Source organism: Streptomyces sp. NPDC055506 (assembly GCF_053643595.1).
Genome location: NZ_JBSHKH010000174.1, coordinates 1 through 14,216, shown reverse-complemented (window position 1 = coordinate 14,216; position 14,216 = coordinate 1). Strand labels below are relative to the sequence as shown.

The window sequence follows — 14,216 nt, the reverse complement described above, 5'->3', positions numbered from 1 at the left end:
CCAGGACCCGGCCCGTCGGCGTCTTCCGGACGGCGCATAAACCGGTCGAGAGGCGCGCGGCCCCTTCACATACTGGGCGGATGACCATCCGCGTACGCACCGCCCACACCGCCGACCTCGCCCCCTCCGACCTCGACGCCGTACGGGCCCTTCTGGACGCCGCCTTCGACGGCGACTTCGGCGACGAGGACTGGGACCACGGCCTCGGCGGCATGCACGCCCTCGTGCACGACGACTCCGGGCTCGCCGCGCACGGGGCGGTCGTGATGCGCCGGGTGCGGCACCGCGGGCGCTGGCTGCGCGCCGGGTACGTCGAGAACGTCGCCGTCCGCGCCGACGCCCGCCGCGGCGGCCTCGGCGGGCGGGTCATGGGCGAGCTGGAACGCGTCGTCGACCGCGCCTACGACTTCGGCGCCCTCTCCGCCAGCGACGACGGCGCCCGGCTCTACACCTCCCGCGGCTGGCGGCTGTGGCGCGGTGAGGTGCACGCCCTCAGCCCGGCGGAGGGCGTCGTCCGCCTGCCGGACGAAGAGGACAGCACGTATGTCCGGCCGGCCCTCGCCGGTGCGCTCGACCCCGCGCACGCCCTGCTCTTCGACTGGCGCGACGGTGATGTGCTCTAGGAATCACCGCAGCTCAGCGCGGTGTGACCCAGTCCACCGTCTCAGATAGTAGGAAGTCCGAGTAATTGTGGAGACAGACGCTCCGGCCTCCCTTAGTTTTGTAGGAGCCGAACGTCTCGCTCGACCAAGCGAATGGCGGTCGTGAGCCGGGCCCCGTGCAGGCAACCCCTGCGGCACCGCTCCCCGCCCCACCCGGCGTCTCGTAACCCTCCCTTGCACTCCGTGCTGTCGAAGGAGTCGATTTCCCATGGCCGAGACGACCGTCCGCCGCCGAGTCCGTCACGTTTCCCGGACGACCGAGTCCGACCGCAAGAACGCCGCCGCCGCGCTCCAGCGCGCCCTCGACCGCAGGGACAACGGCGGATCCACCGGCCACTGAGCCGCCCTGGAGCCGCTGACCGGACCGGGAGCCGCCCGACGAGGCGCGGTGCGGGGCCTCACGCCCCGCGCCGCACCTCGAAATGGTCGATCCGCTCACCGCTCGACGCCAGCGCCGACACCTTCAGCTTCGGCGCGGCGCCGCTCTCCGCCTCCACGGAGAGGAACGAGAACCCGCGGTAGCGCACCCGCGACCATTCCACCGACTCCGCCTTCGTGTCCTGGGACTTGGTCCACCGGAACGTGGCGACCGAGTCATGGTCGGCGGTGTTCCCCTCGTAGCTCTCCTTCACGCCGTCCGGGAAGCCGTACAGCTCCTTGCCGCCGCCGCCCGCGGTGACGTACACGATCCCGTCCCGCCTGGGGTCCGTCGTCCCGCCGACCGGCACCGGCCTGCCCACCTCGCCGTTCTTGATCGCGTCGGTCCGCTCGTAGACGTGGTTGTGCCCGTTGATCACCAGGTCCACCTCGTGCTGGGCGAACAGCGGCAGCCACTCGGCGCGTACCCCGCCGTCGGAGGCGTGCGTGGACGTCGAGTACGCGCAGTGGTGGAAGTAGGCGACGATGAAGTCGACGTCCTTCGCGGCCCTCAGCTCACCGAGCTTCTTCTCCAGCCACCTCGTCTGCCTCCCCTCCGTGTAGCCGAAGTTGGCGGGGATCTCGTACGACACATCGTTCGCGTCCAGCGCGACCACGCCGACGTTGCCGTAGGTGAAGGCGTACACGCCCGGTGCCGTACGCGCGTCGAAACCGCTGTCCGGCAGGGAGAAGCGGGCCAGCTGGCCGCCGTAGCCGTCCGGTGAGTACCAGGCCTCCATGTCGTGGTTGCCGGTCGTCACCATCCACGGCACCGACCTGGCGACCGGCTCGGTCTGCTTGAGGAAGCGGTCCCACTGCCCGGCGTCGAAGACGTCCGACTCCTTGCCCTTGCCGGTCGGGTCGGCGTAGCAGATGTCGCCGGCGTGCAGATGGAAGGCGGGGCTCTGGCGCAGCAGCAGACGGTCGTTGAGGGCCGCCTCCTCGCCGACGCCCTGGTCGCCGAACGCGGTGAACACGAACCGCTCCGGCGGACGCGCGGGTGCCGTACGGAAGGAGGTGATGGTGGACCGGTGGTCGGGGGAGGCGGGGTCGAAGCCCTCGTGGCCGACGCCGTAGTAGTACGTCGTGTCCGGGCGCAGGCCGTCCAGCGCCGCGTGCAGGTAGTACTGCTCGACCGCCGCCCGTACGCCCTTCAGCTCCGGGGTGCGCAGATCGCGCAGCTCCGCCTCCACCTTGTGGCCGAGGTCGTCGGGGCGCGGGCCGACCCGGAGGTACGGCTTCTTCACCGCGAGCGGCACCTGCCAGGAGATCCGCATCTGGGTCTTCGGGTCGGCACCGAAGGCGAGATGGCGGCCGAAGGGGGTGATGAAGGAGCCGGGCGCCTTCGACGTGCTCGGCGACGGGTCCCCGGTCGCCGTGGCGCCCCCGGAGCCGGAGCCCGAGCAGCCGGTCAGCAGCCCGCTCGCCACCGCGCCGGCCGTCACCAGCGTGCGCCGCCGCGACAGGCGCGTCCGCAGATACTCGTGCTGTTCCGCCATGCTCATCCGGTCCGCGAGCCGCCTGGGAATGCCGAAGTCGGGAGTCTCCATGTGGGTCAATTTCCCAGCAAGGCCCAACACCGGTCTGACATACGGGTGAACGAGGGGCGACGTGTCCGTATCGCGGACACTGCGTGTCATCCCATGGGACGAGGAGTAGGGTGCCCGCATGTCTCGCAGCATCAATCTCGCAGTGATCCCCGGTGACGGAATCGGCCAGGAGGTCGTGACCGAAGGGCTGAAGGTCCTCTCCGCCGTCCTTCCGCAGGATGTGAAGCTGGAGACCAAGGAGTACGACTTCGGCGCCCGGCGCTACCACGCCACCGGTGAGACCCTCACCGACGCCGACCTCGACGCCCTGAAGAAGCACGACGCCATCCTGCTCGGCGCTATCGGCGACCCGAGCGTGCCGTCCGGCGTCCTGGAGCGCGGCTTCCTGCTCAAGCTCCGCTTCGCCTTCGACCACCACGTCAACCTGCGCCCGTCGAAGCTGCTCCCGGGTGTCGCCACCCCGCTGGCCGGTGAGCCGGAGATCGACTTCGTCGTGGTCCGCGAGGGCACCGAGGGCCCGTACACCGGCAACGGCGGCACCATCCGCAAGGGCACCGAGCACGAGGTCGCCACCGAGGTCTCCGTGAACACGGCCTACGGTGTCGAGCGCGTGGTCCGCGACGCCTTCGCCCGCGCCCAGGCCCGCCCGCGCAAGAAGCTGGCGCTGATCCACAAGAACAACGTGCTGACCTTCGCGGGTCACCTGTGGACGAACATCTTCAACAAGGTGGCCGAGGAGTTCCCCGAGGTCACCACCGAGTACATGCACGTGGACGCGGCGACGATCTACCTCGTCACGCAGCCCGAGCGCTTCGACGTCATCGTCACGGACAACCTCTTCGGCGACATCGTCACCGACCTCGCCGCGGCCGTCTCCGGCGGCATCGGCGTGGCGGCCTCCGGCAACATCAACCCGTCCGGAGACTTCCCGTCCATGTTCGAGCCCGTGCACGGCTCGGCCCCGGACATCGCCGGCCAGGGCAAGGCCGACCCGACCGCCACGGTGCTGTCCGTCGCCCTGCTGCTGCGCCACCTCGGCCACGAGTCCGAGGCCGACCGTATCGACGAGGCGGTCGCCGCCGACCTGTCGGAGCGCACGGGCAAGCCCGCCCGCTCCACCACGGAGATCGGCGACGCGCTCGCCGTACGAGTAGCCGGCTGACCCGCCGCTGCTTTTCACGAAGCCGCCGGGTCGCATCCGCACCCGGCGGCTTTCGCATGTTCCCCGCCGGGTGCCACCATCGACCACCGGGTCGCATTCACCCCGTTCCTTCCTCCGCCGCCCACGGGCGATAATCGAACGCGAGGCCGCGGAATGAGGGAATGCTCGGACGTCCTAGCACTGGTCACATTCAGAGCAGTACCGAGCGCGGCCCGTCACTACAACCGGTGAAGGACATCAACCCATGACGACGCCCACGATCGAGCTCAAGCCCTCCGCCAACCCGCTCTCCGCCGCAGAACGCGAGGCGATCCTGGCCAACCCCGGGTTCGGCCGCCACTTCACCGACCACATGGTGACGATCAAGTGGACGGAAGGCCGTGGCTGGCACGACGGGCAGCTCGTGCCGTACGCGCCGATCTCCCTCGACCCCGCCACCACGGTGCTGCACTACGCGCAGGAGATCTTCGAGGGTCTGAAGGCATACCGCCGCCCCGACGGGTCGGTCGCCACGTTCCGCCCGGAGAAGAACGCCGAGCGCTTCCAGCGGTCCGCGCGCCGGCTCGCGATGCCCGAACTGCCGGTCGAGACGTTCATCGAGGCGTGCGACGCGCTGGTGAAGCAGGACAAGGCGTGGGTCCCGGCGCACGGCGGTGAGGAGTCCCTCTACCTGCGTCCGTTCATGATCGCGACCGAGGTCGGGCTGGGCGTGAAGCCGGCCAACGAGTACCTGTTCCTGGTGATCGCCTCCCCGGCCGGCGCGTACTTCCCGGGCGGCGTCAAGCCGGTCTCCATCTGGGTCTCCGAGGACCGCGTCCGTGCCGTCCCCGGTGGTATGGGCGACGCGAAGACCGGCGGCAACTACGCGGCGTCCCTGCTCGCGCAGGCCGAGGCCGCGACGAAGGGGTGCGACCAGGTCTGCTACCTCGACGCCGTCGAGCACACGTGGGTCGAGGAGCTGGGCGGGATGAACCTGTACTTCGTGTACGGGGACAGGATCGTCACGCCGTCGCTGACCGGGTCGATCCTGGAGGGCGTCACCCGTGACTCGCTGCTCGCCGTCGCCCGTGACCTCGGGTACGAGGCCGAGGAGGGGCGGGTGTCCGTCGAGCAGTGGCAGCGGGACTCGGAGAACGGGTCGCTGACCGAGGTGTTCGCGTGCGGTACGGCCGCTGTGATCACGCCGGTCGGTACGGTGAAGCGGGCCGGGGTGGAGTGGAAGCAGAGTGGGGGAGAGCCGGGGGAGGTCACGCTGCGGCTCCGCCAGGCTCTGCTGGACATCCAGCGTGGTACCGCCGAGGACAAGCACGGTTGGATGCACCCCCTGGGCTGAGTGGCCCTGGCCCCCGGGGGCTCCGCCGCCCCCGGGCCCCCGGCCTATGCCCACCCACCACCCGAAGCGGTTGGGCTGGAAGCACGACTTGCCTCATCGACCCCGGGCTCCAGACGCACGGACCCCGGGGTCGACAGCGCATACGCCACCCCGCCCACCAGCCCCGACAGCAAGAAGCTGCAGTCCACCCCGCCGGTCAGTGACAGCAGCGGACCCTCGTACGTCGGCAGGGACACCGCCAGGACGCCGACGGCCGCTCCGGCGGTCCAGGAGAGTGTCGCCGGGACGTTCCAGCCGGCGCGGTACCAGTAGACGCCGCCCCGGGCCCGGCGGTTGAACACCTGGAGGGCCTCCGCGTCGTACACCCCGCCGCAGCGGGCGAAGCCGATGAGGGTGATGACCGCCCAGGGCGTGCCGATCGCCGTCAGCAGCAGCACGAAGGACGTCATCGCGTTCTGCGCGGTCGAGTAGTAGTGCCCGGCGAAGACACAGGCCGTGGCCACCACGGCGACCGTGTAGGTGGCCGTGGCGCGGGACGCGCGCGGCAGGATCGCGTCCAGGTCGAGGCCCATCGAGTACAGCATCAGACCCGCGTTGCCCACCGAGCCGGCGGACGCCGCGAGGAGGAGCGGAACGAGGTACCAGGCCGGGGCGGCGGAGACCAGCGGGCCCGCGTAGTCGAGAGCGGCCCCGGCCGCGTACGCCGTGAAGGTGCCGAAGAGTTGCGGCACCAGCAGGCCCAGCATCAGCCCCAGCCAGGTCGCGTGCAGTACCCGGCGCGATGAGTGACGGGCCGGGGAGATGTAGCGGGTGTAGTCGCCGAGCAGCGTGATGAACGCGATCGGCCCGGACAGTCCCGCCGCCACGGCCGCGAGCAGCCAGGTCGGCCAGAACCCGCCCAGCAGATAGCCACCGGCCTCCGGCAGCGCGGCGGTGGTGAAGCCGGGGGCATAGGCGGCCACGCCGAGCGCGAGCAGGGCCGTCATGCCGAACGCCAGCACCCGGGACATCGCGAGCAGCACCCGGTAGCCGTAGACCGCACCCGCGACGGTCGCCGCGGCGAGCAGGCCGTAGACGACCGCGTACGACGTCCCGCCCTGCGGCAGTCCGGCCAGCCGGCCGAGCACGCCCACCATCACGTCTCCGCCGATCCACACGGTCAGCGCGGTGTAGCCGAGGGCCAGCAGCAGCCCGACCACCGAGCCGACCAGCCTGCCGCGCACCCCGAACTGTGCTCCGGACGAGGTCGACAGGTTGGTGCCGGTACGCAGCGAGACCAGCGCCAGCGGAGCCGTGAACACCACGCCCGCCACCGTGCCCGCGAGGACCGCGCTGACCGACCCCCACCAGTCCAGCCCGAAGGACGGCGGCAGCCAGCCGAAGACGATCACGCCCAGGCAGAGGTTGGAGCCGAGCAGGATCGAGACGAGGTCGCGCGGCCCGCTGGTGCGTTCCTCCTCGGGGATGGTGTCGACTCCGCGCTGTTCGATCGGCATGCTGGTCTCCCTTGATTAGAGCGACGTTCAATGTGGTGTGTGCATCGCCTCATCGTCAACCTTTCGGCCAAGGGAATTTCATGTTTAGAGTGATGCTCTAAATGGAGGGAGTGACATGCGGCTGACCCCGACCGAACGCGACCGGCTGCTGCTCTTCGGCGCCGCCGAGCTCGCCCGCGCCCGCAGGGCCAGAGGGCTGAGGCTCAACGTCCCCGAGGCGACCGCGCTCATCGCCGACACGGTGTGCGAGGCCGCTCGGGACGGCAAGCGGCTCGCGGAGGCCGTCGAGGCCGCACGGTCCGTGCTCGGGCCCGAGGACGTGCTGCCCGGGGTGGCCGACGTCGTCACCGAGGTGCATGTCGAGGCGGTCTTCGACGACGGCTCACGGCTCGCGGTCGTCTCCGGTCCCATCGGCGGCGGATCGGGACCGGACGCCCCGGGCGCGCTGCTTCCGGGACCCGAGCACGCCGAGCCCGAGGCGGCCGAGCGGCTGACGGTCACCAACACCGCGGCCGTGCCCGTCTCCGTCACCTCCCACTTCCACTTCTTCGAGGCGAACCCGCGGCTCGACTTCGCACGGGAGCGGGCCTACGGGATGCGGCTCGCCGTGCCCGCCGGGTCGACCGTGCGGTTCGGGCCGGGGGAGAGCGTCGAGGTCGGGCTGGTGCCCATGGGGGGCGACCGGATCGCGATCGGGTTCGCCGGTCTGGTCGACGGGGCGCTGGACGCGCCCGGCGCCCGCGAGGAGGCACTGCGCCGCGCCGCCGCCTGCGGCTACCTCGGCGTACCGGACACAGCTGATCAGGAGGCCGGACGATGAGCCGCCCAGGAGGACACCCCGCCGAGGCCCGCCGCCTCACCCCGTACGAGTACGCCGCCACCCACGGCCCGCGCGCCGGCGACCGGATCCGGCTGGGCGACTCCGGCCTCACCGTCGAGGTCGAGTCCGACTCCCAGCGCTACGGCGACGAATTCCTCGCCGGATTCGGCAAGACCGCCCGCGACGGGCTGCACCTCAAGGCCGCCGCCGTCCGGGAGACCTGTGACGTCGTGATCAGCAACGTCGTCGTGATCGACGCCGTCCAGGGCATCCGGAAGGTCTCCATCGGCATCCGCGAGGGCCGGATCTGCTCGATCGGGCGGGCCGGGAACCCCGACACCCTCGACGGGGTCGACGTCGTCGTCGGCACCGGCACGTCGATCGTCTCCGGCGAGGGCCTCATCGCCACGGCCGGGTCCGTCGACACCCACGTCCACCTGCTGTCGCCGCGCGTCATGGAGGCCTCGCTCGCCTCCGGCGTGACCACGATCATCGGGCAGGAGTTCGGGCCCGTGTGGGGCGTCGGCGTCAACTCGCCCTGGGCGCTGCGGCACGCGTTCAACGCGTTCGACGCCTGGCCGGTCAACATCGGCTTCCTGGGCCGGGGTTCGTCGTCCCACGCGGCCCCTCTCGTGGAGGCCCTCGCCGAGGGCGGCGCCTCCGGCTTCAAGGTGCACGAGGACATGGGCGCCCACACCCGTGCCCTGGACACCGCCCTGCGCGTCGCCGAGGAGCACGACGTCCAAGTCGCCCTGCACAGCGACGGGTTGAACGAGTGCCTGTCCGTCGAGGACACCCTGCGCGTCCTGGAGGGGCGCACCATCCACGCCTTCCACATCGAGGGCTGCGGCGGCGGGCACGTCCCCAACGTCCTGAAGATGGCGGGCGTGCCGAACGTCATCGGCTCCTCCACCAACCCGACCCTGCCCTTCGGCCGGGACGCCGTCGCCGAGCACTACGGGATGATCGTCTCCGTCCACGACCTCAAGACCGACCTGCCCGGCGACGCCGCCATGGCCCGCGACCGCATCCGCGCCGGCACGATGGGCGCCGAGGACGTCCTGCACGACCTGGGCGCGATCGGCATCACCTCGTCGGACGCGCAGGGTATGGGACGCGCGGGCGAGACGGTCCGCCGCACCTTCGCCATGGCCGGGAAGATGAAGGCCGAGTTCGGCGCCCCGGAGGACCACGACAACGAACGCGTCCTGCGCTACATGGCCAAGCTCACCATCAACCCGGCCCTCGCGCACGGCCTCGCACACGAGGTGGGGTCGCTGGAGGCCGGCAAGCTCGCCGACATCGTGCTGTGGCGCCCGGAGTACTTCGGCGCCAAGCCGCAGCTGGTGCTGAAGTCCGGCTTCCCGGCCTACGGCGTGACCGGCGACCCGAACGCGGCGACCGACACCTGCGAACCCCTGGTGCTGGGGCCGCAGTTCGGCGCACACGGGGCGACACCGGCCGACATCTCGGTGGCGTTCGTCGCGCAGGCCGCCCTGGACCAGGGGCGGGACGCGATGCCGACCCGCCGCCGCAGGGTCGCCGTGCGCGGCACACGCGGGATCGGGCCTGCCGACCTGCGCCGCAACTCCCGTACCGGAGCGGTCGATGTCGACCAGCGCACCGGCCTGGTCACCCTCGACGGCGAGCCGCTGCGCTCCGAGCCGGCCGAGTCCGTCTCCCTCAACCGCCTCTACTTCCTCTAAGGATCACCGATGTCCGCAGCCGCCGACGGCTTCCGCATGCCCGCCGAGTGGACCCCGCACGAGCGCACCTGGATGGCCTGGCCGGGCGCCAACCCGACCTTCGACGCCCCCGACGACCTCGCGGCCGCGCGGATCGCCTGGGCGTCCGTCGCCCGTGCGGTCCGCCGCTTCGAGCCGGTGACCGTGGTGTGCGGCCCCGGGCAGTCGGCCGAGGCCCGCACCCTGCTCGGCGACGGCATCGACACCGTCGAGCGGGACCTCGACGACGCCTGGATGCGTGACATCGGCCCGACCTTCCTGACCGACGGGAAGGGCGAACTGGCCGCCGTCGACTGGACGTTCAACGGCTGGGGCGCCCAGGAGTGGGCCCGCTGGGAGCACGACGCGAAGATCGCCGCGCATATCGCGGACCTCGCCGGGGCACGGACGTACGCCTCGCGGCTCGTCAACGAGGGCGGGGCGATCCATGTGGACGGCGAGGGCACCGTCCTGCTGACGGAGACGGTCCAGCTCGGACCGGAGCGCAACCCGGACTGGACGCGGGAGCAGGTCGAGGAGGAGATCCACGCCCAGCTCGGCACCCGCAAGGCGATCTGGCTGCCGCGCGGACTGACCGGCGACTATCCGCCGCACGGCTTCGGCACCCTCGGCCACGTCGACATCGTCGCCGCCTTCGCCCGGCCGGGAGTCGTCGTGGCGCACTCCCAGCCGGACCCCGCGCACCCCGACCACGAGGTGACCAAGGAGGTCATCGGCCTGCTGAAGTCCCGGACGGACGCGCGCGGCCGCCGCCTGGAGGTGGTGGAGGTCCCCGCACCGACCGTCCTGGAGGCCGACGGCCACTGGGCCGACTACTCCTACATCAACCACTACCTCTGCAACGGCGGCGTGGTCCTCTGCGGCTTCGACGACCCCCGCGACGAACTCGCGGCCGGTATCTTCCGCCGGCTCTTCCCCGAGCGGACCGTGACACTGGTGGACGCCCGTACGATCTTCGCTGGTGGTGGGGGCATCCACTGCATCACACAGCAACAGCCGAAGATCTAGAACCCGGGAGCCGCAGATGGCCGGTGGGCGCAGGCAGGCGCCGCCCCGCGAGGACGTGCTCGCCGCCGCCATGGAGATGATCGCCGAGCGCGGTCTGGAGAAGCTCACCATGGCGGCGCTCGGCCGCGAGGTCGGTATGAGCAGCGGGCACCTGCTCTACTACTTCGGCTCCAAGGACGAACTGCTGCTGCGCACCCTGGAGTGGAGCGAGGGCCGGCTGGGCGCCGAGCGCGGACGGCTGCTGACGCGTTCCGCCACCGCCCGCGAACGCCTCGACGCCTACGTCGACCTCTACGTCCCCGACGGCCATCGCGACCCGCACTGGACGCTGTGGCTGGAGGTCTGGAACCGCTCGCAGACGGCTGCCGTCGACGCAGTCGCCCGGGACCGGCAGGCCGCCATCGAAGGCGTCTGGCACCGCGATCTGGTCGCCCTGCTCGCCGAGGGCATCTCGCGGGGCGAGTTCCGCCGCGTCGACCCCGACCGCTTCGCCGCCCGCCTGCGGTCGTTGCTGGACGGCTTCGCCATCCACGTGGCCATCGGCCTGCGCGGCACCGACCGGGCACAAGTCCTCCAGCACGTGCGGGAGTTCCTCGAGGACAGCCTCCTCGCGGACAGCTGAACCCCCGCCCGCGTTGTACTCAATTCGGCGGATTGACCCACTGGCCCGTGGTGATGTTGGCTCTGGGAGAGCCCTCGGCGCGGGGCCGGGGGAGCAGCGTCCACGGGGCCACGGGGACACGAAGATGCGGGCCACGGGGATGCGAGAACACAGGGGGAAACAGCACATGACCAGCACCAGGAGGGCCGCTTCCGTCGCGCTCGGAGTGGCCCTGGCCGTCACGCTCGGCACCGCCGCCGCGCTGCCCGCGACCGCCGCGCCGGCGCCGGTGCCGCGGACCGAGAAGGCGAGCGTCGCCCCGGACGGCGGCGACGGCGACGCGGCCTCCGGCGGGCCGAGCCTGAGCGCCGACGGACGCCATCTGGCCTTCGTCTCCAGCGCCGGCAACCTCGTCGCCGGTGACACGGACGGCCTCGCCGACGCCTTCGTGCGCGACCTCGAGACCGGCACGACCCGGCCGGCCAGCGACGGCGTGGACGGCTCCGTCGACGACGTCGCCCTGAGCGGCAACGGCCGGTACCTGGCCTTCGCCGCCACGAGCGACGGCCGCAGCCACATCTGGGTCAGGGACCTGAAGACCGGCACCCTCCAGCGCATCGCGGACGACGTCGACACCGGCTACGACACCGGCAGGCAGCCCGCCATCAGCGCCGACGGCCGCTATGTCGCCTTCGTCGCCCAGCGATCGGAGTTCACGCGGGGCGACGACGTCTGGGGGCGTGTCTACCGTGTCGACCGCACCAGCGGCGAGGCGGTCCGCATCAGCCAGGTGCCCGCCGCGACCGACCGGAAGACCGCCGCCGCCAACCCGTCCATCAGCGCCGACGGCAGCCGCGTCGGCTACCGGTTCTTCGTCCCGCACCCCTCCTCGGGCGACTGGAGTGACGCCTGGGTACGTGATGTGCCGAGCGGGCAGCTGTTCCACGCCGATCTGGCGCCGGACGGCCTGAAGTCCGACGGGCAGACCGAGTTCCCGCAGATCAGCGCCGACGGCCGGTACGCGGTCTTCAACTCGATCGACTCGCAGCTGACCCCGGGCGACACCAACAAGGCGCACAACGTCTTCGTCCGCGACCTCAAGACCGGGGACCTGCGCCGGATCGACGCCGCCGACCCGGCCGCCTTCACCGCGTTCCCGCGGCTCAGCGCCGACAGCCGCTACCTCGCCTTCGTCTCGGCCGACCCGGGCGACCCGGACCGTACGACGCGCGCCTACGTCCGCGACCTGCGCACCGGGCGCACGGTCCTGGCCAGCCCGGACGCCGAGGGCGGGCCGAACGACCAGAGCGTGTCCGCGCCGGTGACCGACCGGCACGGCCGCACGGTCGCCTTCAGCAGCTCCTCACCCGACCTCGTGCCCGGCGACACGTACGACACCTCGCACGTCTACGTGCGCCATATCAGGTGACCGACCGCATTCTGCCGACCGCATCCTGAGACAACCGTGAGCGAGGCGCGGGGGCTGTGCCAGACTGCCCCCGTGCTCTCGTTCGCCATGATTATTGGCAGCAGGCGCGCCGGTCCGCAGTGACCGCCACGTACGACCAGGTACGGGCGGACACCGTCGTCCTCGACCCGCGCGCAGACCTCTCGCACCCGCGAGAGGTTTTTCGCTTTTCTGGCCCACCCGCAGCCAGGAGCGAGAGCGCGAGGGAGTATGTGGGGGCGGTGGAGCCGGTCATTCCGGTACGACCGAGATCCAATCCTCAGGAGCCTTGAGACCATGACCGCAACCAGCGAGCTCGACGATTCCTTCCACGTCTTCGACACCACCCTGCGCGACGGCGCCCAGCGGGAGGGCATCAACCTCACCGTCGCCGACAAGCTGGCCATCGCACGGCACCTGGACGACTTCGGCGTGGGCTTCATCGAGGGCGGCTGGCCGGGTGCCAACCCCCGGGACACCGAGTTCTTCGCCCGTGCCCAGCAGGAGATCGAATTCCGGCACGCCAAGCTCGTCGCGTTCGGCGCGACCCGGCGTGCGGGAGCGAAGGCGGCGGAGGACCAGCAGGTCAAGGCGCTGCTGGAGTCGGGTGCCGAGGTGATCACGCTCGTCGCGAAGTCCCACGACCGCCATGTCGAGCTCGCCCTGCGCACCACCCTGGACGAGAACCTGGAGATGATCCGCGACACGGTGTCGTTCCTGAAGGAGCAGGGCCGCCGGGTCTTCGTCGACTGCGAGCACTTCTTCGACGGCTACCGGGCGAATCCGGAGTACGCGAAGGCCGTGGTCCGTACGGCGTCGGAGGCCGGCGCGGACGTGGTGATCCTCTGCGACACCAACGGCGGCATGCTCCCCGCGCAGATCCAGGCGGTCGTCTCCACGGTCCTGGCCGATACGGGCGCCCGGCTCGGCATCCACGCCCAGGACGACACGGGCTGTGCGGTGGCGAACACGCTGGCCGCCGTGGACGCGGGCGCTACTCATGTGCAGTGCACGGCCAACGGCTACGGCGAGCGCGTGGGCAACGCGAACCTCTTCCCGGTCGTCGCGGCGCTGGAGCTGAAGTACGGCAAGAAGGTCCTGCCGGACGGGCATCTGCGCGAGATGACGCGCATCTCGCACGCGATCGCCGAGGTGGTCAATCTGACCCCCTCCACGCACCAGCCCTACGTCGGCCTCTCCGCCTTCGCCCACAAGGCGGGTCTGCACGCCTCGGCCATCAAGGTCGACCCGGACCTGTACCAGCACATCGACCCCGAGCTGGTCGGCAACACCATGCGGATGCTGGTGTCCGACATGGCGGGCCGCGCGTCCATCGAGCTCAAGGGCAAGGAGCTGGGTGTCGACCTCGGCGGCGACCGGGAGCTGGTCGGCCGCGTCGTCGAGCGGGTGAAGGAGCGCGAGCTCCAGGGCTACACGTACGAGGCGGCCGACGCGAGCTTCGAACTCCTGCTGCGCACCGAGGTCCAGGGCAAGCCGCTGCGCTACTTCGAGGTCGAGTCCTGGCGCGCCATCGTCGAGGACCGGCCCGACGGGTCCCACGCCAACGAGGCCACGGTCAAGCTGTGGGCCAAGGGCGAGCGCATCGTCGCCACGGCGGAGGGCAACGGGCCGGTCAACGCGCTCGACCGGGCGCTGAGGGTCGGCCTGGAGAAGATCTACCCGCAGCTCGCCAAGCTCGAGCTCGTCGACTACAAGGTCCGCATCCTCGAAGGCAAGCACGGCACCCAGTCCACCACCCGCGTCCTGATCTCCACGTCCGACGGCGCGGGCGAATGGTCCACGGTGGGCGTCGCCGAGAACGTCATCGCGGCGAGCTGGCAGTCCCTGGAGGACGCGTACACGTACGGCTTGCTGCGGGCGGGGGTCGCTCCGGCGGAGTAGCCCGGTGGGGGTGCGTGTCGCGCCTGCGCGGTGGTGGTGGGTCGGGGCCGCGCCGGGGGGTGTCCGTCCTCGG

At 71.3% G+C, this 14,216-nt stretch carries 12 protein-coding genes; 10 read left to right on the top strand and 2 right to left on the bottom strand.

Annotated elements, in window-relative coordinates; translation table 11 throughout:
* The first annotated feature begins 80 nt into the window (after positions 1 to 80).
* Positions 81 to 623: a GNAT family N-acetyltransferase gene (locus ACWIF2_RS37215; RefSeq protein WP_454365644.1), complete on the top strand. Its 543-nt coding sequence runs from the start codon at positions 81 to 83 to the stop codon at positions 621 to 623.
* A gap of 247 nt (positions 624 to 870) precedes the next feature.
* A complete protein-coding gene (locus ACWIF2_RS37210) occupies positions 871 to 1,002 on the top strand; it encodes a hypothetical protein (protein WP_005479955.1) in 132 nt (43 codons plus the stop codon).
* Positions 1,003 to 1,060: 58 nt separating this feature from the next.
* Here ACWIF2_RS37210 and ACWIF2_RS37205 read toward each other — a convergent pair whose 3' ends face one another.
* Entirely contained in the window at positions 1,061 to 2,629 is a 1,569-nt protein-coding gene (locus ACWIF2_RS37205; protein ID WP_454365642.1) for a purple acid phosphatase family protein, read from the bottom strand.
* 118 nt (positions 2,630 to 2,747) lie between these two features.
* On the opposite strand from ACWIF2_RS37205, the gene ACWIF2_RS37200 reads away from it, so the two are divergent.
* A complete protein-coding gene (locus tag ACWIF2_RS37200) occupies positions 2,748 to 3,791 on the top strand; it encodes a 3-isopropylmalate dehydrogenase (RefSeq protein ID WP_454365640.1) in 1,044 nt (347 codons plus the stop codon).
* A gap of 244 nt (positions 3,792 to 4,035) precedes the next feature.
* Positions 4,036 to 5,124 (top strand): branched-chain amino acid aminotransferase, encoded by a 1,089-nt coding sequence (locus ACWIF2_RS37195; protein WP_454365638.1) that lies wholly within the window; start codon positions 4,036 to 4,038, stop codon positions 5,122 to 5,124.
* Between the two features lie 44 nt (positions 5,125 to 5,168).
* Here ACWIF2_RS37195 and ACWIF2_RS37190 read toward each other — a convergent pair whose 3' ends face one another.
* Complete coding sequence (locus ACWIF2_RS37190; protein ID WP_454365636.1) at positions 5,169 to 6,620, bottom strand: cytosine permease; 1,452 nt, start codon at positions 6,618 to 6,620, stop codon at positions 5,169 to 5,171.
* A 115-nt stretch (positions 6,621 to 6,735) separates the two neighbouring features.
* Between ACWIF2_RS37190 and ureA the strand changes: the two genes are divergently transcribed.
* From ureA to cimA, 6 genes are all read left to right on the top strand, one after another.
* Positions 6,736 to 7,440, top strand: coding sequence for an urease subunit gamma (gene ureA / locus ACWIF2_RS37185; protein WP_454365634.1), 705 nt, complete (start codon positions 6,736 to 6,738; stop codon positions 7,438 to 7,440).
* Positions 7,437 to 9,146 (top strand): urease subunit alpha, encoded by a 1,710-nt coding sequence (locus ACWIF2_RS37180; protein ID WP_454365632.1) that lies wholly within the window; start codon positions 7,437 to 7,439, stop codon positions 9,144 to 9,146. Before ureA ends, ACWIF2_RS37180 begins: the two co-directional genes overlap by 4 nt.
* 9 nt (positions 9,147 to 9,155) lie before the next feature.
* On the top strand, positions 9,156 to 10,193 hold the full coding sequence (locus ACWIF2_RS37175) for an agmatine deiminase family protein (protein ID WP_454365630.1): 1,038 nt from the start codon (positions 9,156 to 9,158) through the stop codon (positions 10,191 to 10,193).
* Positions 10,194 to 10,209: 16 nt separating this feature from the next.
* Complete coding sequence (locus tag ACWIF2_RS37170) at positions 10,210 to 10,815, top strand: TetR/AcrR family transcriptional regulator (RefSeq protein WP_454365628.1); 606 nt, start codon at positions 10,210 to 10,212, stop codon at positions 10,813 to 10,815.
* 166 nt (positions 10,816 to 10,981) lie between these two features.
* A complete protein-coding gene (locus tag ACWIF2_RS37165) occupies positions 10,982 to 12,223 on the top strand; it encodes a hypothetical protein (RefSeq protein WP_454365626.1) in 1,242 nt (413 codons plus the stop codon).
* A 315-nt stretch (positions 12,224 to 12,538) separates the two neighbouring features.
* Positions 12,539 to 14,143, top strand: a complete 1,605-nt coding sequence (gene cimA, locus ACWIF2_RS37160) for a citramalate synthase (protein ID WP_454365624.1) — start codon at positions 12,539 to 12,541, stop codon at positions 14,141 to 14,143.
* Positions 14,144 to 14,216 lie beyond the last annotated feature (73 nt).

Coding starts and splice junctions, on each gene's coding strand:
- ACWIF2_RS37215 (WP_454365644.1), top strand. CDS start 81: ATGACCATCCGCGTACGCACCGCCCACACCGCCGACCTCGCCCCCTCC.
- ACWIF2_RS37210 (WP_005479955.1), top strand. CDS start 871: ATGGCCGAGACGACCGTCCGCCGCCGAGTCCGTCACGTTTCCCGGACG.
- ACWIF2_RS37205 (WP_454365642.1), bottom strand. CDS start 2,629: ATGGAGACTCCCGACTTCGGCATTCCCAGGCGGCTCGCGGACCGGATG.
- ACWIF2_RS37200 (WP_454365640.1), top strand. CDS start 2,748: ATGTCTCGCAGCATCAATCTCGCAGTGATCCCCGGTGACGGAATCGGC.
- ACWIF2_RS37195 (WP_454365638.1), top strand. CDS start 4,036: ATGACGACGCCCACGATCGAGCTCAAGCCCTCCGCCAACCCGCTCTCC.
- ACWIF2_RS37190 (WP_454365636.1), bottom strand. CDS start 6,620: ATGCCGATCGAACAGCGCGGAGTCGACACCATCCCCGAGGAGGAACGC.
- ureA (WP_454365634.1), top strand. CDS start 6,736: ATGCGGCTGACCCCGACCGAACGCGACCGGCTGCTGCTCTTCGGCGCC.
- ACWIF2_RS37180 (WP_454365632.1), top strand. CDS start 7,437: ATGAGCCGCCCAGGAGGACACCCCGCCGAGGCCCGCCGCCTCACCCCG.
- ACWIF2_RS37175 (WP_454365630.1), top strand. CDS start 9,156: ATGTCCGCAGCCGCCGACGGCTTCCGCATGCCCGCCGAGTGGACCCCG.
- ACWIF2_RS37170 (WP_454365628.1), top strand. CDS start 10,210: ATGGCCGGTGGGCGCAGGCAGGCGCCGCCCCGCGAGGACGTGCTCGCC.
- ACWIF2_RS37165 (WP_454365626.1), top strand. CDS start 10,982: ATGACCAGCACCAGGAGGGCCGCTTCCGTCGCGCTCGGAGTGGCCCTG.
- cimA (WP_454365624.1), top strand. CDS start 12,539: ATGACCGCAACCAGCGAGCTCGACGATTCCTTCCACGTCTTCGACACC.